Origin of the sequence: Sphaerisporangium perillae, assembly GCF_023276435.1 — a bacterium.
GTDB classification, from domain to species: Bacteria; Actinomycetota; Actinomycetes; order Streptosporangiales; family Streptosporangiaceae; genus Sphaerisporangium; species Sphaerisporangium perillae.
Genome location: NZ_JALLPO010000024.1, coordinates 105700 through 125317 on the forward strand (window position 1 = coordinate 105700; position 19618 = coordinate 125317).

The window sequence follows — 19618 nt, forward strand, 5'->3', positions numbered from 1 at the left end:
TGGGCGATCGCCCGTCCGGCTAGATCGCGGTGATCAGGTTCCACAGCGTGTGCGCCGGCTTCTCCTGGTCGATGATGCTGCGGATGTTGCCCACCGCCTGGTTCAGCACGAGCTGGCGTGCGGAGGCGTCCGGCGGCAGCCGCCCGTCGGCGAAGTGGACGACGACGCCGAACTGGAACGGCCGTACCCGCGACCAGAACGGCTGCAGCCCCGCCACCTCCGGCTGGCCCGGATCGCACACGACCAGCCGGTCGCCGGTCGCCGCCATGCCGGTCGGGTAGACGAACTGCCCGGGCTCGGTGATCCGTACGGCGGTGGGCGGCGCGGCGGCCGGATCGACCTCGAACACCGCCGCGTGTTCGGCCACGGCGCAGATGAACGGGTCGGTGGCCGACGGCGCGAACGGCTTCAGCCCGGCGTCCAGGACGTACAGCCGCCCGTCGCCAGTGCGGGCGATGGCGGTCGGCGCCACCAGCGGGTTGCCGGCGGGGAGCAGCGGTGTCTCGGTCCATGCCTGGGCGGCGCGGGTGATCCGTACCAGGTTGCCGGGGAACCGGGCCGGCGCGGCGGGTTCCTGATCGCCGCCGTCGCCGACCAGCAGCGTGCCGCCGGGTTCGACGGCCAGCGACAGCGGCTCGACGACCGTGCGCAGCGTGGTGCGGGTAGCGGCCGGTGGGTCGGTGCGCACGGTGATGATCTTGGGTCGGCTCGGCGAGCCGGGCCCGTCGCCGCGGTCCAGGACGAGCAGGTCGCCGCTCGCGGGATCGACGGCCATCGCGACGGGCCACAGCGGGGTGCCTGCCGTGGCCAGCGAGATGATCTGCGTCGCGGGGGTGTCGGGGAACGGCGCGGGGACCGCGTACAACTGCCCCGCACGGTCCAGCACGTAGAGCGTCTCGGGCGCCGCGCCCCGGGCGGGCCGCACGGCGGCGGCGACCACGCGGGTCAGGTTGAGGGTGTCCGGCGCGACCGGCCGGGGCTTCGGCGGCGTTCCCGCCACGTCGTGGTTGCCGGCCGGGCTCAGCCGCCACACCCTGTTCTTGAGCTGCGGCGAGACTCCGGCGGGCAGTGCGATGTCGCCGGCGAACAGGCCACCGTCCGTGCCGGCTGCCACGCACCAGGGCCTGGTCACGCCTTCGACGCGGACGCCGGCGCCGGTGACGACCGGTCCCTGCACGACCAGCCCGGCCACCGACGCGGCCGTGCCGGGCTCGGGTCCGGGGGTGACGGTGAGCAGGCGGGTGCCGTCGTCGAGGGCGACCCGGGGGCGGGTGCGGCCCACGGCGTACAGCTCGAGGTACTTGTTCAGCCCGGCCTTCCTGCCGCGCAGGCGGTAGATCCGGGCGATCTCCGAGGTCACTTTGCGCCGCTGGTACTCGTCCCACAACGGGGCGTCCTGCAGGGTCGGGTAGCGCAGCGCCACCCAGGAGGCGAGCCAGGGCAGGAACGGCTCCGGGGTCGTCCACGGGTCGAACAGCCGGTCCAGCCGGGCGATCTCAGTGGTGATCGGCTCGTGCTCGTGCTCGCGGGGCGGTTCGTGCTCGTGCTCACGCTCGTGCGGGCGGTGCGGCAGGGGGACGCCGTCCGGGATGCCGGTCAGCACCTTCTCGAAGATCCGCAGCGCGGTGCCGAGGCCGAACTCCGATGTCTCGGGCTCGTCCTGCCACAGCACCGGCGGGAGGTGCCGCAACCAGCCGCTCTTGTCGCTCACGGCGTCCTCACCTCCCGCGCGTCCGCCCGTCTCATGCGTTCAGTACCGTGGTAGTGATCTTGTGGGAGTTCTCGGCGGCGGCGCAGACCAGCTCGTAGTCGGCGACCCGCACCGACGCCCCGAACGGCGACAGCCGGAACGGCCGCTCCCGGTCCTGGTTGTAGTTGTCGGCGGTGCCGGCCGGGTTGAGCGGCGGGAAGTGATAGGCCGGGACGTCCGGGCGCAGCTGCAGGGTGGAGATGTAGCCGAGGTCCCCGGACGGCATGATCGCGCGGAACAGGTCGGAGGTGAACACCGGCTGCCCGACCTGCCAACCGGTGCCGGCCGGCCCGCCCCGGGTCGGGTGCAGAAATGCCTGGATCCGGGCCAGGGTGTCGCTCCGCACCTTGTCCTGGTCGGCCCCCGCGTCGATCGCCTGCTGCCACACCACCAGCTCGACGTTCACGATCACGGGCAGGTACCGGGGCCCGAGCACCTCGAGGCGGGCGGTCAGGTCCCGCCGGGGGTCCAGGTACGCCCGCACCTGGCGGATCTGGTCTTGCGTGGGCTCCGGCCGGGCGACCGTAGCGTCCTGGTCCGGGACGATGATCATGTTGACCGTGCCGGGCGCGCGCACGATGCCGGCGAAGGTCCACGGGTCGCCCTTCACCCACGGTAGCGGGGCCGGGCCGGGGCCGTCGGCCGCCTGCAGGCGCGGCGGCAGGCAGCGGCGGATCAGCACGTCGTTGCCCGCCTCGCCGGCGAGGAACTCGTAGTCGTCCACGGTGACCGCGCGGTCGCGGATCTTCAGCTCCTCGGGCGCACGGCGCAGCGTGTCCTCGATCGGCTCCTCATCGGCGCCGTCGCGGCCGGGCCCGAGGTTGGTGACGTTCGTGACGCCGGTGGGCAGGATGCCGGAGAGGGTGGTGCCGAGCACGGTCACCTGGGCGGGCGCGACGTTCCCCGCCGCCCCCGCGTCGACGTACCGGTAGCTCAGCGCACGGATCAGGCTGCCGGCCGGCGGCACCGAGCCGTGCCCCTGCCTGCCCTGCTCGCTCCGGTCGTCGTGGTTGCCGAAGCTGATCTCGCCGGTCACCGGGTCGGCCCGGTACACGGTGCCGGGGCCGGGCGGGAAGTCCTCGACGAGCGTCCAGTCCTGCCAGACCGCCGGGTCACCGGTGCCCACCTGCACCTTCAGGTCGGCGTACGGCGCGCCGGTGCCCAGGCGGCGCAGCAGCGGCCGGTAGCGGAGCGGGAACACCTGGAACGCCTCGCCGGTGCTCTGCCCGAGCGGCTCCGGCGCCCGTACGGTCAGCGCGGTACGCGCGGCGGCGGCGTTGAACAGCAGCCGGTCGACGCCGATGGCCAGCGGCGTCGCGGCAGGGTTGGCGATCCGCAGGCCGATCCAGAACAGCGGGTCGGTGACCGCGGCGGCACCGTCGCGGGGTGTCACCGTCGTCCACGGCTTGGTGGCTGCCGGGCCCGCCGCGCGCTGCGGCGTCCAGTCGCCCGGCGGCGTCAGCCGCACCCTGCCATCGCGCCGTAGCCCGCCGGTGGCGTCGGCGACCCCGTTGATGGAAGGCCATGCCAGAGGCTCGGCCGTGCCTCGGGAGTAGGTCCAGGTGAGGGTCGCCTGGGCCTGCTCGGGCACCGGCAGGTACAGCCGCAGGCCGAGCGTGATCTCCTCGGCGACCTGCCGGTCGAAGCCGAGGCACAGCTGCGTGGCCTGCCCGGGCGGCACCTCCACCAGGTACTTGCCCGCCGGCGGGCCGACCAGTGTGGCCGTGACCACGTCGTACCGGCTGGACGCCGCGCCCGCCGGGTGCGGGCCGGCCGCGAGCGCGGCGGTGAGGGTGGTCGGCAGCACCCGGACGTCCTCGTCGGTCTCGAACACGACCGGTGTGCGGCCTTCGAGCGCGGTGGTCTGGGCCTGGGTGCCGACGGCAACGACGACCGGACCGGCTTTGGCGGTGAAGGTCAGGTGGGTGCGGGCGGGCGTGGCCGGGTTCCTGGTGATCCCGAGCAGGTTCAGGAACGCCACGTAGTTCTTGTCCGGGGTTTGGTTCAGGCGGTAGATCACGCCCTCGGCAAGCCACGCGAACAGTTCGATCAGCGTGATGCCGAGGTCGCTCGGGTTGTGGTCGGTCCATTGCGGGGCGTACCTGGGGATGAGCGCGCGCATCTGGTCGACGAGGTCCTGCCAGGTCCGGTCGTCGAGGTCCGGGGGCAGGATCCGCCCGCGGCGCGATTCGAACGTCATTGTGCGCGCTCCAGGTAGAACGGGTAGACGAGGTTGCGTACATCTCGTGTCGCGCGCAGCCGGTAGCGGATGTCGATCAGCAGCCTGGCGCGCACGTTGTCGTTGGCGACCTCGACGTCCAGGACCTCGATGCGCGGCTCCCACTGGGCCAGGCCCTCGGTCACGTAGTAGCGGGCGAGGTCGGCGGTCGACCCGTTGTTTGGGGCGAAGGCGAGGGTCTTGAGGTTGCACCCGAAGCGGGGGCGCATCACCCGCTCGCCGTGCTGGGTGCCGAGGATGATGCGGATCGACTCCTCGACCTTGGCCACGCCCGTGGACTCGGCGAGCCCGGCGACGCCGAGCCGCATCGGGAAGGCCGGCCCTCGGCCGGGGAACGGCTCGGTCACGTCGCCGCCAGCCTGCCCTGGACGGCCCTCACCGTCAGGGTGCCCGTGACGCCGCTGATCTGGCCGCTGGTGGTCCCGGCGAGTGAGTCCAGCATCACTGGAAACCCGCCGGCGAAGAGCTTGGCCGACCGCCCGCCTGTGATCGCCGTGACGGTCGCGCAGGGGACGTCCCCCTGTGCCCTGACCGTGCAGCCGGTGCCGATCGTCTTGATGCCCGATTCGACGAGCACCGGCTTGCCGCCCACGGCGAGCTTGGCCGCGCTCTGCGGCACCACGGTACCGGGCGGCACGTGCCCGCAGGTCACCGTGCTTTCGGTGGTCAGTACGCGCGCCATCCGCGCCTCCCTCCTCAGGTGACGTTCACCTGGGTGCTGGTCATCGAGATCTTGGTGGCGCCGCCGGCGGCCTCCAGGTTGATCTCGCGGTTGGCCTTGATCGTGAGGCTGCCCTGGGCGCTGATGGTGATCGAGCCGTCCTGGGCGTCCAGCGTGATCGAGCTTCCCGACTTGTCCTCGATCGTGAGCTTTCCGATGTTCGCGGTGTCGTCGAACGTGATCGTGTGGCCGGCCCTGCTCTTGATCACGCGCTTGCTGTTGGTGCCGTCCACGTTGGTCGCCGGCGGTGCCTGCTTGGCGGTCCACAATCCGCCGATCACGTACGGCTTGGCGAGGTCGCCGTGCTCGAACGCGACCAGCACCTGGTCGCCGGGTTCGGGCAGCGCGTAGAAGCCCATGTCCTTGCCGGCCATCGGGCGGGCGCACGGCGCCCAGCCGCTGGTGAAGTTGTCCGACATGCCGGGAAACGCCACCTTGACCCGCCCGATCGGCACCTGGGGCGGCAGGTCGCGCAGCTCGTCGTTGTCCTGCACCACGCCGACCACCACGCCGTAGAACCGCTGCGGCTCGTTCGGCGACGGCTCCTGAACCATCTGCCTGCGCAGCAGCCCCAGCAGGCTGGAGTGGCCGCGCTGGGTGATCGAGAACTCGGTGGTGAAGCCGTTGCCGTCGATCCGGTGGGTGACCTTGCGCGCCCGATAGGTGCCGCTGAACCGGCGCCCCACGCCCTGGACCGCGATGTAGTCCCCGGCCCGCAGGTCAGGGATGCCGATGCACGATCCGGACCCCTCGTACATGCCCTCGAGCAGGTCCGCCAGCAGCGACCTGGCCAGCACCGCGGCGTCCAGCGGGTTCTCCACCGTGTGCTGCCTGATGCCCTTGCGGGCCAGCGAGCCGAGCAGCTCGATCGCCGCGCTGCCGAGGCGTTCCACCAGGTCGTCGAGGTCGAAGTCGGCCGCGAGGGCGGTGACGGTGATGGCCTGGGCGAGCTCCTGGTTGTACCCGCGGATCACCTGCAGGCCCGCCATGCCGGCCGCCGAGATGCGCGGGCTGAAGCCGGACAGGTTCCTGCCCCACGTGAGGACGTGCGCGGCGAGCCGGGGCCGGGGGAGCTGGAAGTGCAGCCGGTCCCACTCGACGTAGACGTCGAAGAAGTACCGCTCGGCCCGGCTCTTGAGGAAGGCCATGTCGCTCTCGGCCTGGATCACCTTCGCGGGCAGGCCAGGTGTGGGGTCCACGACCGGGATCAGCCCGTTCTCGGCCGCGATCCGCGCCGCGATGAGGCTGTCGTTCATGAAGGTGTACTCGGTGGGCTCGGGCTGCGCGCGGCGCATCCGGAAGGACTTGTCGTAGCCGGACACGCGGATCGTCGGCGGCCCGTCCTGCGGGAACGACGGTTCGATCGCGGCGATCTCGCCGAGGAAGGCGGGCCTCAGGTCGTTGCCGTAGCCGAGGTGGATCTCGACGGTCTTGCCCAGGTCGAGCAGTGCCGAGTCCAGCAGGGCGTTGCCGGCGTTGTGCAGGGTGATGCCGAAGGAGCCCGCGAGGTCCAGGTCGCTCTCCACGACCAGGCCGAGGATCTGGCGGGTCAGGTCGGCGGCGAGCGTCACGCCGGAGAGGCGCACCTCGAACCGCGGCGCGAACGGCGGCGCGCTCACGGCCGCCGCCCCGTCGCGCCGGTGGTCGCGCCGCCCGGCGCGGGGATGACCAGCGACCTGCCCGGCAGCAGGTCGAACGGGTCGTCGATCCTGTTGGCGCCGGCGATCTCCCGCCAGCGGCCCGGATCGCCCAGGTAGGCGGCGGCGATGCCGCTCAGCGTGTCGCCGGACACCGTGACGTGGAGCGTCGCCGACCCGGACAGCACCGCGTTCGCCGCCGCCACCGTGCCGGCCGCCGCCGCGTTCGCCGCCGCCGAGACGGTCGGCGAGCCGAAGAACACTCCTTGGCGGATCTCGACGCCCACCTCGACGTACTCCTGCAGGCGCACCGACATGGTGGAGCGCACCGGGGTGCCGTCGCGCCGGAACATGGTGAACCGCTGCCCGGCGTCGGTCAGCACGCAGCGGAACTGCACCCGGCCGAGGGAGAACAGCAGCACCGGCGGCGCCTGGGTGCGCGGGTCCCTGTCGAGCAGCCGCACGATGGGCGCCGTGTGCTCGCGCACGTCCTCGCCGGTCTCGTAGGTGTCGAAGAACAGCTCCATGGTGAGCACCCGCGCCTTGCCCCGCACGTACTGCAGCGGCGGCGCGTCCAGGCCCGGGATGCCGACCTCCGCGAACACGTTGCCCTGCTCGAGCTGGAGCTCCTCCGGGTTGTACATCACCGCGTGGCCGGTGCCGGTGGTGGTGTCGATGATCAGCGCCTTGGCCAGCTCGTTGCTGACCCGCCTGGCCGGGCGTACGGGCTTCGGCACGGGCATGTCAGCCTCCCCGCTCGAACTCGGTGCGCAGCTGGCGCATCAGGTCGGCGATGAGGCCGCGGCGCAGTGCCTCGACGTCGAACGGCGGCTGCTGAGCGAGATCGCGGCCGACCGGCGCCGTCATCGGGTGCGCCGCCGCGTGCGGCGCGATGGCCGGGGTGGGAGCGGGCGCGGCGGCCGGAGCGACGCCGGGATCGGGGAGCGCGGGCGGGCCGGCCGGGGGCGGCGCCGCACCCGGGCCGGGCGCGCGCAGATCGGGGTCGTCGCCCGAGCCGGGGGCGTGGCGGGCCGCCGACTCCCGTGCCAGCGCCGCCCGCTCCTCGGCGGCGACTCCGCCGGGCGCCGCGCGCCGCCAGGCACCGCCTGGGTCCAGCAGCGCGGTCACGTGGGTCGCCTCGTGGGCGAGCAGCCCGAAACCGGCCGGATCCCCGGGACGGAACCGGCCGTCGCGGAAGTAGACGTCGGCGCCCTGAGTCACGGCGTCGGCGCCGTGCGCCCGGGCGACGGTGTCGGCCGCCGCGTCGTCGTGGACGCGCAGCGCGTCGGCGCCCAGCCCGGCGACGCCGCGCAGGCGCGAGCGCACGCCGGACGGCAGGGCCCGTCCCGGGGCGGCGGCCGGGGCGCGCACCGGCTCCGCACCCGGGAACTCGGCCGGCGTCCGATCGCCCGAGGGGTCGTGCGCGGCGGGCGGCCCCGGGGGAGAGGCCTCACCCGGGGATGCCGCGGAAGGGCCGGCGCCGGGCGCATCGCCCACCGGCACGCCGCGCACGATCTCGCCCTGCCGGCCGACAGGCGACTCCTGCCGTTCGAACCGCCCGTCGAACGGCTCGGTCAGGCGCGTCACGTGCTCGAACACCCGCGCCAGCCCGCCGGCCCAGGGATAGGACGGCAGGTGACGTGCGGCCATCCGGCGGCCGGCCTCGTCGAGGCGCTCCCCGAGCGTCCCCGCCGGTGTGCCGTCGTCCGTCATCGTTCGCGCCACCCCCTCCACCTGCTCGTCCATTTCCGTCCCGTCCTGCCGCGGCCGGCGTCGGGTCCGCGCCTCACCCGCCGCCCCGCTCGCGTTCGAGCTGGCTCGCGACCTCCCGCACCCAGCGCCGCCGCTGGGCGTGGTCGAGGTTCAGCACCTCGGTAAGGGTCCAGTGCACATGTCTTCCGAGGAAGGCCGCCTCCTGGTGGACCCGGTCCAGGGGGTAGCCCGCTATCCCCCCAGCGGCGGCACCTCCAGCTCCTGGCGGCGGCCACAGTGCGGGCACTCCGCCGTGAGCGTCCGCGGGCTCAGGCCGTTGACGCGGTTGTAGAGGTCCTGCAGGTAGGCCAGATCCGCGGAGAACAGCCCTTCGATGACCCCGGGATTGACCTCCTCCAGGCCGCCGAGCTTGATCACCACCCGGGAGAGCAGGATGACGATCAGGTAGGCGGGCAGGTTCCGCACCCGTGGATCGTTGAGCGGGTAGATCTCGTCGGCGGCCGTCGCCAGCCGCATCACGCCCGTGCGGTGGAGGTTGCCCTCCGCGTCCACGTACCCCTTCGGCAGCTCGAACTCGACCTCGGTGACCAGCACGCTCAGACCCGCGTCAGTCCCTCGTGCGCGAGCACGAGGGTGTCGATGGCGATGTCGCCGCCTTTGGCGCTGAACGCGGGGCCCTCCCACTTGGTCGGCCAGGCGCGGAAGAAGTTCCACCGGGCCACCTCGGCGCTGTTGGCCAGGTCGAACACGACGATCGAGCCGTTCTTGCGCACGACCAGGCCGTCGGCGATCTGCTGGCGCCACTCCCACAGCTCGGTGGAGGCGGTCAGGCCCCACTTCAGGGAGATGTCGGAGAAGCTGGTCTTGCCGGGCAGCTTGCGCACCGTCACGTTGTCGCCGCCCTCGCGGTTCTCGATCACCTCTGTGGTGGAGCCGAGCCCGCTGCACTCGGTGAAGCTCGCCTGGGCGATGCCGTCGAGCTCCACCAGGAAGTTGAAATTGCGGAAGGGATCGACGCGCTGTCCTGTCTGAGCCATCTGCTGTCCTCCTGCTAACCTTCGCTGATCCGCGCGCCGCCGTCCCACAGGCCGATGCGCAGCACGACGTATTCGGCCGGACGGGTGGGGGCCACCCCGATCTCGACGATGACCTGGCCGAGGCCGCGCACCGCCGGAGGGTTGAGCTCCTCGGTGATGCGCACGTAGAACGCCTCCTTGGCGGTGGCGCCGAACAGCGCGCCCGCCTCCCAGACCCGGGTCAAGAACTCGGTGATCGAGCGTTCCAGGCCCTTCCACAACGCGGTGTTGTTGGGCGCGAAGACCGCCCAGCGGACGCCCTGGACGATCGAGTCCTCGATGTAGGACACCAGCCGCCGCACGTTGACGTACCGCCACTGCGTCCCGTCGGTCAGGGTGCGGGCGCCCCAGACCAGGGGCGGGCGCCCGGGGAAGCGGCGGATGGCGTTGATCCCGGCCTTGTTCAGCGCCCCCTGCTCGGCGTCGTTGAGCGCGTACTCCAGGTCGACCGCACCTCGTACGGTCTCGTTGGCCGGCGCCTTGTGCACCCCGACGGAGCCGTCGCAGCGCGCCATCACGCCGGCGACATGCCCGGAGGGTGGGACGGTGACGGTCGCCGAGGTGCCGGGCCGCGCGGTGGGATCGGGGATCACGATCCACGGCCAGTACAGCGCCCCGAAGCCGTTGGCGGACTTCAGGCCGCCGCGCTGCTTCTGCAGGGCGCCGTCGGCCTTGAGCGGCGTGGTGTCCTGCGCGCCGTCGAGCACGGCGAACCGGTCGCCCATCGTCTCGCAGTGCGCGAGCACCTTCGCCTGGACGGTGGGGTCGACGACGCCGGGCAGGCAGACCATGCTGACGTCGGCCAGCCGGGTCAGCGCGTCGAGCGCGCCGTCCACCCCGCCGTTGTCCTTGATCGGCACGACGTACGCGAACGTCCCGCCGTTCTCCAGGAAACCCCGCACCGCGTACGGCAGGTTCAGCGACGCCTTGTAACCGCCGAAGGCGTCGGTGTACGCGGTCCAGTTGGTGATCGCCACCGGCTTGCCGAGGGCGCTGTCGGCCGCGGCGACCCCGATGAGGGCCGGGACGCTGGTGCCCGCGCCCGTGATGGGCCCGGCCGGCGTGATCTCCTCGATGTAGACGCCCGGCGCCTTGGACTCATAGTCGATCATCGTCTCCTCCTACGCCTGCGGGACGGGTCAGTGGCCGGGCAGGACCACGTCGTGGATCTGGGCCTCGGCCGCGTAGTTCACGGGCACCTGCCGGTCGGGATGGCCGGCGGCCTGCACCCGCAGGTGGTAGGCGCCGAAGCCGAGGCCTTCGACGGCGAACCCACCGTCGCGGCCCGAGGTGACCTGGTCGCCGGTCTCGGTCACGGTCACCGTGGCGCCGGGGACCGGGGCCAGGGTGTGGTCCAGTACCCGGCCGGCGAGCGCGGGATACTGCGGCGAGGCGGTCCGCACCTGCACACCCTGCACCGCGGCGAACTCCTCGACCTGGTCGAAGGGGTCCACCGTGATGGTCACGGTCAGCGCGAAGGCCGGGCGGGGCGGCACGCCGAGGGCGCTCCAGAAGTGGCCCATCGCCTGCCCCTCCCTGGTCTGCGCCACGACGGCCGGCAGCGGGTACGGCTGGGGCGGGGTCTGCAACGTCCCCTGCAGGAAACGTTCGTCGATCACCGGGAACCGGCTCAGCCACACCAGGGCGAGGCCGAGCAGCCGATGTTCCTCGGCGGCCCTCATCCCGGCCGTCCGCGACGACCACGCGGTGGTGAGGTAGGTGCAGTCGACGCGCAGCGACGGCAGCCGGGCGCGGTAGCCGCTCCCGGCGCGCTCCAGCACTCGCGCCTCGTCGCGCAGCGTGCGGTTCTCGGTGACCTCGTGCAGGAACAGGTTCACGGTGGCCTGCGCCGGCTTGTAGTCCTTGTCGGGGGTGTCGAAGCTGACGTCGGCGTCGCGCAGGAATTCCGGGGCCGCCGGGTCGCGCAGGAGCGCCTTCAGGGTCGCGTCGAGGTCCTGGAACATGTGGTGTCCTCATCCCTCACCCGGCCCGGTGCGAAGCTCCGAGTCCAGCAGGATCTTGCCCATGTTGTGGTGCTCGCGGCGGACGGCCTCGAGCAGATGGGACATGCCGATCGGGCGGTCCTGCGCGGCGGCGAGGAAGGCCGCGCGCAGCACGGCGTTGCCGATGTTCCCGCCGGAGAGGCGGAAGTCGCGGCCGAGCCGCCCGAAGTCGACGTCGTCCTCGCGCGGCGCGCTGTCCGGGAGGCTGACCTGCCAGATGCGCCGCCGCTGCGCCTCGTCGGGGAAGGGGAAGTCGACGACGAACTGGAGCCGGCGGGTGAAGGCGTCGTCCAGGTGCTGGCGCAGGTTCGTGGCCAGGATCGCGACGCCGTCGTGCTGCTCCATCCGCTGCAGGAGGTAGGCGGTCTCGATGTTGGCGTACCGGTCGTGGGCGTCGCGTACCTCGGAACGCTTGCCGAACAGCGCGTCGGCCTCGTCGAACAGCAGGATCGCGTCGGCGTCGGCGGCCGCGGTGAAAATGCGCTCCAGGTTCTTCTCGGTCTCGCCGATGTACTTGCTGATCACCGAGGACAGGTCGATCTTGAACAGGTCCAGGCCCAGCTCGCCGGCGACGACCTCGGCGGCCATGGTCTTGCCGGTGCCCGGCGGGCCGGCGAACAGGGCGCTGACGCCCTTTCCCCGTGCGGGCCCGCCGTCGAAGGCCCAGTCGTGCCAGACGCGCCGGCGCAGGGCAACCCGCAGGCACAGCTCGCGTAGCTGGGTCGTGGGGTCGCCGGGCAGGACGAGATCGTCCCAGGTGCGGGATGAGGTGATCCTGCGGGCCAGGGCCGCCAGTTGGTGACCGGTCTGGTCGCGCGCCGCGGCGAACAGGTCCCCGCGCGCCGGTCCGCTTGGTGATGCGGGCCCGCAGGCGGACGCCGCGCCCGCGGCCGCGACGGCGTGGGCGATCTGGCCAGGCCCGAAGCGGAAGCGGCCCGCGAGCGCCTCGGCCAGGTCGCCGGGGGCGGCGACGCCGGCCTCGGCCAGGCAGGCCGCCCATACCTGGCGCCGGACCTCGTGCCCCGGGCGGGCGAACGGCACCGTGACGACGCCGAGCGGCGGCCCGCCGAGCGGCAGCCAGGGCCGGTCGCCGGCCATGATCACGATGCCGGGGTGGCGGGCCAGCCGCTCGGCGAGCGCCCGGCGGGCGTGGGCCGGCCCATGGGCCGCGACCCCGGCGTCCTCGGTGTCGCTCGGGCGCAAGGCGTCCGCGGCGTCGAGGTAGAGCAGCGCACCGTGCAGCTGGGCTTCGCGGAAGGCGCGGAACAGCACCTCCTCCGTCTCCTCGCCGGTGGTGGGCGGGCCGGCCAGGCCGAGCGTCAGCAACGGTGCCCGCAGCTCCCCCGCCAGGGCTTCGGCGGTGGTCCGGCGGCCCGACCCCGGCGGCCCCTGGAAGTACAGCCGCAGCGGACGGTGCTCCCGCGCGGCCCGCGCCGTGGCCAGCAGCGGCTCACGCGCGGAGGCCGGCAGGGGGACGGCGGGCCAGCGGCCGGGCGGGGGAGCGGTGAGGCGGCAGCGGGCGGCGAGCCTGCGGTCGAGGCCGCCCTGGAGGAGCAGGACGTCGACGATCTGCTCGTCGAGGGCGATGAAGTGCGCGAGCAGCGGCGGCCGGACCGGCCGCTCGTCCGGCACGAGCGTGACCACGTGCTCGCCGACCAGCGGTGCGTCGGCACGGAACATCGAGCGGGCGGCGAGCTTGCCGGCCACGGTCGTGGTGACCAGGTCCAGGGCGAGGTTGACGGTGGGACGCCGGCGGTTGACGTCGTCCTGCAGGTAGCCGTACAGCCGTTCGTACCGCGGATCCACCTCGGGCGCGAGGGCGACCAGGACGACGTCGAGTTCCTGGTCGGTGAGGCCGTAGGTGTCGCGCAGCCAGCTCCAGCCGGCGTGGTCGCCGGTCACCTCGTCCCAGCCCGGCCGCACCGGCTCGGCCGTGCCGCGCGCGGCCGTTCCGGCCAGCAGCGGGGCGCCGGGCTCGCCGTGGAGCGAGGTGGCGGCCTGCTCGGCGGTGACGTACAGCCCCCGGAAGGCGTCGGCGGCGGCCCCGGCGCCGAACCGCTCGCGGGCCTGGGCCGTGGCGCGGGTGAGAAGCACGTCGAGCCGCGTGAAGGGGAGCTCGATGGCATTCACGTGCTCGGCCGGGAAAATCGCGTCGTCCACCGTGGAAGGAAATAAAGGTACGCCAATAGACACATCTGCCCCCGAGGACGAACCGATGAACACTCCCGGCCCGATCGATGCGACGACTCATCCCCCCGGCTTGGAACGTTACGAATCACGTGATGGCATTGTCAATAGTTCGAGCGACTTCAACGGTGTTGATCAGAAACGCGGTCTTCCTCGCCTTGGTGCCCTTGGTCGTAGGTGTCCCCGAGCTCGGCCGATCCGTCACGCCGGGCTACTTCGCTGCTGCCGTGGAATTGCTGGTTTGCGGCAATTGACCGCAAATGAGGGGCTATGACGGCCGTTCGACCGGCTTTTCACGGTTGTCACCGTGTGCCGCCTCGTACGGGCAGGGCGGCACCGGGAGCCGGCCGGCCCGGCCAGACGTCGGCCACGGCGTCTTCGTCGCTCCGCCCGTATGACGCCCCGCCCGTGTGACGTCCCGCCGGTGTGTCGCCTGTCGAGGGCGTCGGCGCCTTCGCCGGCACCGTCGTCCCCGGCGCCCCTGCGATCCCCGTCCCCACCGCCCGCCCACGGCCCCGGACCCGCCCGTGAAGGACCCCGAGAACCCCACGGCGCATCGCACCGGCCTCAGTGGATCACACCTTGAATCAAACCCGCAGACGGTCAGATCAAGGGGTCGAACTCGCCGGTCTTGACGCAGCCGATGAAGGTCTGCCAGGTGGGGCGAGGAGGAGCTTAGGGCCGTGGGGATTCTTGCTGTCCCGGACCGCTACCACCCGGGGACGTTGGCGGCCACCTCGACACACTGCCCGCCGTTGCCACCGGAATGCGATGACTTCCGCCATGCAGCGGTGCTCAGATCCATTCCCGCTTCACTTCCTCGATCATTTTGAGGGATACATGCTCAGGATAGGCCCATAGTCGTATGGCTTCATATCGGTTTCGTATCGAGGTCACGAGCCCAGGTTCACTCGTGATCTGACCTTCGGCTGAGGAATCCACATGAACGGTGTCGGGTTCTGCGTTCGGTAGCTTGGCAATCATGAAAGCGCCGAGCAGGCCTGGAAGGCATTCCGGGTCGACGATTTGGATGGAGATGGTGGGCCTGTCGGCGAGTTCTACATCAGGGGCTCCCGGCTGAAGATACGCCGTGCGTAGGACTCGGTTCGCAGGAGGCCGGGGACAAAGAGGGGATCCCAGGAGTGGAGGACGAGCGCCGTGGGTTCTATTTCTTCGACCCAGCTTCTGAACCATATAGGTCCTCCGGGGGCGATGATGCGTTCGCGCAGTCCGGTGAAGTATGTACTGCCGCCCGATCCGAAGAGGCGGTCGAGGCGTTCGGCGTCGGACTTCGATGGCGTGCGGGTGGCGGCTTCCAGGCGGCTGACCTGGGTCTGGGTGCAGCCGAGGCGGGAGGCCACGGCGGCCTGGGACAGTCGCGCGGCCTCGCGCAGGCGGCGCATCTCGGCGCCGAAGCGCATGCGGGGGGAGTCGGGACCGGGAAAGGGTTCGACGCTCATCGCGTTCCTCCCGAAATGGAGAAAAACGGACCTTTCAGCTCGAGATGCGATACCGGACGCTGGTTTCGATAAACTGTTGTCCGTCATTAGCGGTCATCCAATGGGATGCCGATCGGGTCATGGATTCATCGCTCACGGGGGCAATCTAAGCACAGCTCTTGTTCATTCGGCAGGACGGAAAAAGAAAAGCGATCCGGTATTCCACGAGGCAGGGACGGGGCGGGTGCCGCATGATCGAAAGGGCCGTCTTCGGTACGTGCTGACGCGGCTGCCCTGGCGGATCGCGGACGCGGCGCGCTTTGCGGGAGTCCCCGGCGTCGTCGGCCCGTCACTCGGGCAGGCGGTACTCCTCGAGGAGGCGGCGGCCGATGATCATTTTCTGGATCTCGGAGGTGCCCTCGCCGATGAGCAGCATCGGGGCCTCGCGGTACAGGCGTTCGATCTCGAACTCCTTGGAGTACCCGTACCCGCCGTGGATCCGGAAGGCGTCCTCGACGACCTCCTTGCAGTACTCCGCGGCGAGGTACTTGGCCATGCCGGCCTCCAGGTCGTTGCGCTCGCCCGCGTCCTTCTTGCGGGCGGCCATCACCATCATCTGGTGCGCGGCCTCGACCTTGGTGGCCATCTCGGCCAGTTTGAACTGGATGGCCTGGTGCTCGTGGAGCGCCTTGCCGAAGGTCTCGCGCTGCTGGGCGTACCGGATGCCGAGCTCGAACGCGCGCTGGGCCACCCCGCAGCCCCGCGCCGCCACGTTGACCCGGCCCACCTCGACGCCGTCCATCATCTGGTAGAAGCCCTGGCCCGGCACGCCGCCGAGCACCCGTCCGGCGGGGACGCGGACGCCGTCGAGCACCATCTCGGTGGTGTCGACGCCCTTGTACCCCATCTTGTCGATCTTCCCGGGGATGGTGAGGCCAGGACGGGTCTCGCCGAAGCCCGGCTCCTTCTCGACCAGGAACGTCGTCATGTTCCGGTACACCGAACCGGCGCCCTCGTCGGTCTTGGCGAGCACCGCCACCAGGTTGGCCGACCCGCCGTTGGTCAGCCACATCTTCTGGCCGTCGATGACGTACTCCTCACCGGAGCGGACGGCCTTCGTGCGGATGGCCGAGACGTCGGACCCGCAGTGCGGCTCGGACATCGAGAAGGCGCCGCGGATCCGCCCCTCGGCCATCTCCGGCAGGAAGTGCTCCTTCTGCTCCGGCGTACCGTGCTGCTCGATCATGTAGGCGACGATGAAGTGGGTGTTGACGATCCCCGAGACGCTCATCCAGCCGCGGGACAGCTCCTCCACCACCAGCGCGTAGGTGAGCAGCGACTCGCCGAGCCCGCCGTACTCCTCGGGGATCATGAGCCCGAACAGGCCCATCTCCTTCATCCGCTCGACGATCTCCGAGGGGTACTCGTCCCGGTGCTCGAGTTCGGTCGCGACCGGGATGACGTCCCTGTCGACGAAGGCCCGCACCGTGGCCAGGATCTCCCGCTGCACGTCGCTCAGGCCGTCGGTCTGCGCAAGCCGACCCATTTCAGTCCTCCTCCTGCTCAGGTGGGCCGATCTCCACGGCGGGGATCACCCGATCACGCCCCGGTCCCGCAGCGCGGCGAGGTCCGCGGGGGAGTGGCCGAGCGCCTCGCCGAGCACCTCGCCGGTGTGCTGACCCACCGCCGGCGCGGGACGGGCCCCGCATCGCTCGCCGTGCATCACCAGCGGCGAGCCGGCCGCGATGTGCGGGCCCACGCCGGGCTGGTCCAGCATGGCCAGCACGGGATTGCCGGCCAGCAGCGCGGCCGGGTCGGCGACGAGATCGCCGAACGTGCGGTACCGCGCGTACAGCAGGCGCCGGGACGACAGGGCGGCGTCGACCTCCTGGAAGGTGTGCCGGGCGAACCACGCTTCGAGCAGGCCGCTGATGACGGCGCGGTGGGTGTACCGGTCGCCCTCGCGGGTGAAGTCGGCCCCGAGCGCCCGCTCGACCGCCTCCATCGCCGCGCCGAGGCCGGTCAGGGCGAGCAGGTCCGTCCAGTGCCGCCGGGTGAGCACGACCAGCATCACGCGATGGCCGTCACCGGTCGGGAAGTCGCGGCCGTAGCTGCCGTAGACGTGGTTCCCGTCCTGGTGGCGCTCCCCGCCAAGCTGAGCCTCGGCGAGGTAGCCGAGATTGCCGGCCATGGCCATCGCCACGTCCTGGAGGGCCACGCTCACGTACTGCCCCTCCCCGGTGAGCAGGCGGCGGCGCTCGGCGGCCAGCAGGCCGAGGGCCAGATAGAGGCCGGCGGCGATGTCCCAGGCGGGGAGCACGTGGTTGACCGGCCCCGCGCCGGCCGGTCCGGTGACCGAGGGGAGGCCGGTCTCCGCGTTCACGGTGTAGTCGACGGCCGTCCCCCCGTCGGCCTTCCCCGTGAGCTCGACGTGGATGAGGTCGGGGCGGCGCGCGCTGAGGGCCTCGTAGGACAGGCCGGGGAACCGGGCGTTGCTGACGACGATGCCTCCACGCGGGCCGCCCCCGGTCACGAGATCGGCGATGACGGAACGGCCGGCGTCGGAGCGGAAGTCGACCTCGACGGCGCGCTTGCCCTTGTTCAGGCCGGTCCAGTAGAGGCTGGTCCCGGACTCGCTCAGCGGCCACCGGGAGCGGTCCACCTGGCCGCCGATCGGCTCCACGCGGATGACGTCGGCGCCGAGCTGGGACAGCGCCATCCCGCACAGCGGCGTGGCGACGTAGCCGGACAGCTCGACGATCCGCATTCCCCGCAGCGGGGCGCCGGCGGGCACGGCCGGGGCGGCCGGCCTGCTCTCCTCGGCCGCGCCAGTCACATCAACCGCCCGCCGGTGACCTCGTGCACCGTGCCCGTCATGTAGCTGGACAGGAACAGCACGACGCTCGCGACCTCGGACGGCTCGCCCGCCCGGCCCATCGGGATCTCCGCCATCTTCTGGTCCCAGGCGTGCCGCGGCATGGCCTCGGTCATCGCGGTGCGGATGAGTCCCGGCTGGACGGCGTTGACCCGCACGCCCAGGTGGGCCAGCTCCTTGGCAGCGGCCTTGGTGAGGCCCACGATGCCGGCCTTGGCCGCCGAGTAGTTCGTCTGGCCGACCATGCCGACCTTGCCCGACAGCGAGGACATGTTGACGATCGACCCCCGGCCGGCCTCCCTCATCACGAACCGGTGCACCGGCGCCCGGATGCTTTCGAACTCGTCGGCGCCTACGGCTCCTCGCCCAGTCATGTGTATAAGCTACTTAAGACCGTGAGGAGCCCTGGCACGTGGTCCCGGCGCGCGGTCACAGGCCGTAGGCCTCCAGCAGGCGCAGCCAGACCTCGCTGACCGTCGGGAACGACGGGACCGCGTGCCAGAGCCGCTCCAGCGGCACCTCGGCCGTGACCGCGATGGTCGCGGAGTGCAGCAGCTCGGCCGTGTCCGGCCCGGCGAAGGTGACCCCGAGCAGCACCTGGCGCTCGGTGTCGACCACGGCCTTGGCCCGGCCCCGGTAGCCGTCGCCAAGCAGGTAGGCGCCGGTCACGTTGCCGAGGTCGTACTCCACCGTGCGCACGGGGAATCCCTCGGCCCGGGCGAGGGCCTCGGTCCGGCCGACCGCGCAGATCTGCGGGTCGGTGAAGACCACCTGCGGAGCGCCGTACCCGTCGCCGATGTCGCGCAGCCCAGGCAGGTCGTCGGGTTCGCCCTTGGCGCGGGCGGCGATGACGTCGCCGCAGAGGCGCGCCTGGTACTTGCCCATGTGGGTGAGCAGGTTGCGGCCGTTGACGTCGCCCACGGCGTACAGCCAGCCTCCCGCGACACCGGTGGCCCGCATGCTGTCGTCCACCTCGACCGGACGGTCGCCGGCCAGCCCGACCGATTGCAGGCCCACGCCGGCGAGGGCGGCGCGGCGGCCGGTGGCCACCAGCAGTTCGTCGGCCTCCACCGGGGGGCCGGAGGCGAGGTGCACGGTGACCGGGCCGCCCGGCACCGGACGCTCCACCCGGGTCACGCTCGCGCCCATGCGCACCTCGATGCCCACGTTGGCGAACTCCTCGGCCACGAGCCGCCCGGCGAAGGGCTCCATCCTCCCCAGCAGCCGGTCGCCGCGCACCAGCACCGTGGTCTCGGCCGCGCCGAGCCCGTGCATGGCCTGGGCCATCTCGCAGGCCACCACGCCGCCGCCGATGACGGTCAGCCGCCCGGGTATGGCCTTGGCGGCGGTCACCTCGTGGCTGGTCCACGGCCGGGCCTCGGCCATGCCCGGGACCGGCGGGACGGCCGCGACGCTGCCGGTGGCGAGCACGACCGCGTGCCGGGCGGTCAGCGACCGGGACGTGCCGCCGGGCTCCTGCACCCGGACCCGCCTCGGACCGTCCAGGCTTCCCCGCCCGCGCACGAACGTCGCCGGCACCCCCTCGAGCCACGCCACCTGCCCGGCGTCGTCGTAGTGCGAGACGGTCTCGTCGCGGCGGGCCAGCACGGCGGCGGCGTCGATCGGCCCGATCGAAAGGCCCGGGACCCGGCGGACCTCGGCGGCCAGGTCCACCGGCCGCAGCAGCGCCTTGCTCGGCACGCACGCCCAGTAGGCGCACTCACCGCCGACCAGGTTCTCCTCCACGACCGCGGCACTGAGGCCGCCTCGTACGGCCCTGGCCGCGACGTTCTCACCGGCCGGGCCGGCGCCGATGACGATCACGTCGAACTCGTCCGGCATGACTACCTCCTGGGAACTGAGCGTCTTCTCCACGGCCCCCGCGACCGCGGGTCGGCGGCGGCGGTCACCCGGCGGCGAGGGAACAGGCCTTCCCTTGATCGCGCCACCGATCGGGGCTGATCATCCCACAGGGCCC

General features: G+C 72.1%; 20 protein-coding genes. All 20 read right to left on the bottom strand.

Annotated features, from left to right (window positions below; all coding sequences use genetic code 11):
• Positions 1-19: 19 nt before the first annotated feature.
• A complete protein-coding gene (locus tag MYF83_RS23770; protein ID WP_248962840.1) occupies positions 20-1711 on the bottom strand; it encodes a phage tail protein in 1692 nt (563 codons plus the stop codon).
• Positions 1712-1742: 31 nt separating this feature from the next.
• Positions 1743-3950, bottom strand: coding sequence for a putative baseplate assembly protein (locus MYF83_RS23775; protein ID WP_248962841.1), 2208 nt, complete (start codon positions 3948-3950; stop codon positions 1743-1745).
• Positions 3947-4336 (bottom strand): GPW/gp25 family protein, encoded by a 390-nt coding sequence (locus MYF83_RS23780; RefSeq protein ID WP_248962842.1) that lies wholly within the window; start codon positions 4334-4336, stop codon positions 3947-3949. Before MYF83_RS23780 ends, MYF83_RS23775 begins: the two co-directional genes overlap by 4 nt.
• Positions 4333-4671 carry a hypothetical protein gene (locus MYF83_RS23785; protein ID WP_248962843.1) on the bottom strand — a complete coding sequence of 113 codons (339 nt, stop codon included), beginning with the start codon at positions 4669-4671 and terminating at the stop codon, positions 4333-4335. The genes MYF83_RS23780 and MYF83_RS23785 overlap by 4 nt, the downstream gene beginning before the upstream one ends.
• Before the next feature lie 14 nt (positions 4672-4685).
• Positions 4686-6329: a phage baseplate assembly protein V gene (locus MYF83_RS43865; protein ID WP_248962844.1), complete on the bottom strand. Its 1644-nt coding sequence runs from the start codon at positions 6327-6329 to the stop codon at positions 4686-4688.
• A complete protein-coding gene (locus MYF83_RS23795) occupies positions 6326-7090 on the bottom strand; it encodes a CIS tube protein (protein ID WP_248962845.1) in 765 nt (254 codons plus the stop codon). Before MYF83_RS23795 ends, MYF83_RS43865 begins: the two co-directional genes overlap by 4 nt.
• Before the next feature lies 1 nt (position 7091).
• Positions 7092-8093: an eCIS core domain-containing protein gene (locus MYF83_RS23800; RefSeq protein ID WP_248962846.1), complete on the bottom strand. Its 1002-nt coding sequence runs from the start codon at positions 8091-8093 to the stop codon at positions 7092-7094.
• A gap of 40 nt (positions 8094-8133) precedes the next feature.
• The gene (locus MYF83_RS43870) at positions 8134-8346 is read right to left on the bottom strand and encodes a DUF6760 family protein (RefSeq protein WP_308201494.1); all 213 of its coding nucleotides are present in this window, start codon (positions 8344-8346) and stop codon (positions 8134-8136) included.
• Positions 8292-8654, bottom strand: coding sequence for a hypothetical protein (locus tag MYF83_RS23805; RefSeq protein WP_248962847.1), 363 nt, complete (start codon positions 8652-8654; stop codon positions 8292-8294). Before MYF83_RS23805 ends, MYF83_RS43870 begins: the two co-directional genes overlap by 55 nt.
• Before the next feature lie 2 nt (positions 8655-8656).
• The gene (locus MYF83_RS23810; RefSeq protein WP_248962848.1) at positions 8657-9097 is read right to left on the bottom strand and encodes a phage tail protein; all 441 of its coding nucleotides are present in this window, start codon (positions 9095-9097) and stop codon (positions 8657-8659) included.
• Positions 9098-9111: 14 nt separating this feature from the next.
• Positions 9112-10248, bottom strand: coding sequence for a phage tail sheath family protein (locus MYF83_RS23815; protein ID WP_248962849.1), 1137 nt, complete (start codon positions 10246-10248; stop codon positions 9112-9114).
• Positions 10249-10275: 27 nt separating this feature from the next.
• A complete protein-coding gene (locus tag MYF83_RS23820) occupies positions 10276-11100 on the bottom strand; it encodes a Pvc16 family protein (RefSeq protein WP_248962850.1) in 825 nt (274 codons plus the stop codon).
• A 9-nt stretch (positions 11101-11109) separates the two neighbouring features.
• Entirely contained in the window at positions 11110-13299 is a 2190-nt protein-coding gene (locus MYF83_RS43875; RefSeq protein ID WP_248962851.1) for an AAA family ATPase, read from the bottom strand.
• Between the two features lie 736 nt (positions 13300-14035).
• Positions 14036-14131 carry a DUF397 domain-containing protein gene (locus MYF83_RS44405; RefSeq protein ID WP_372500220.1) on the bottom strand — a complete coding sequence of 32 codons (96 nt, stop codon included), beginning with the start codon at positions 14129-14131 and terminating at the stop codon, positions 14036-14038.
• Positions 14122-14466, bottom strand: coding sequence for a Scr1 family TA system antitoxin-like transcriptional regulator (locus MYF83_RS44410; protein WP_372500224.1), 345 nt, complete (start codon positions 14464-14466; stop codon positions 14122-14124). Before MYF83_RS44410 ends, MYF83_RS44405 begins: the two co-directional genes overlap by 10 nt.
• Positions 14385-14786, bottom strand: coding sequence for a Scr1 family TA system antitoxin-like transcriptional regulator (locus MYF83_RS23835; RefSeq protein WP_248962852.1), 402 nt, complete (start codon positions 14784-14786; stop codon positions 14385-14387). The genes MYF83_RS44410 and MYF83_RS23835 overlap by 82 nt, the downstream gene beginning before the upstream one ends.
• Before the next feature lie 328 nt (positions 14787-15114).
• Positions 15115-16311: an acyl-CoA dehydrogenase family protein gene (locus tag MYF83_RS23840; protein WP_248962853.1), complete on the bottom strand. Its 1197-nt coding sequence runs from the start codon at positions 16309-16311 to the stop codon at positions 15115-15117.
• Positions 16312-16356: 45 nt separating this feature from the next.
• Positions 16357-17601, bottom strand: a complete 1245-nt coding sequence (locus MYF83_RS23845) for a CoA transferase (RefSeq protein WP_248962855.1) — start codon at positions 17599-17601, stop codon at positions 16357-16359.
• Positions 17598-18014, bottom strand: a complete 417-nt coding sequence (locus MYF83_RS23850; RefSeq protein WP_248962857.1) for an SDR family oxidoreductase — start codon at positions 18012-18014, stop codon at positions 17598-17600. The genes MYF83_RS23845 and MYF83_RS23850 overlap by 4 nt, the downstream gene beginning before the upstream one ends.
• Before the next feature lie 55 nt (positions 18015-18069).
• On the bottom strand, positions 18070-19482 hold the full coding sequence (locus MYF83_RS23855; protein ID WP_248962858.1) for a dihydrolipoyl dehydrogenase family protein: 1413 nt from the start codon (positions 19480-19482) through the stop codon (positions 18070-18072).
• Positions 19483-19618: the final 136 nt, after the last annotated feature.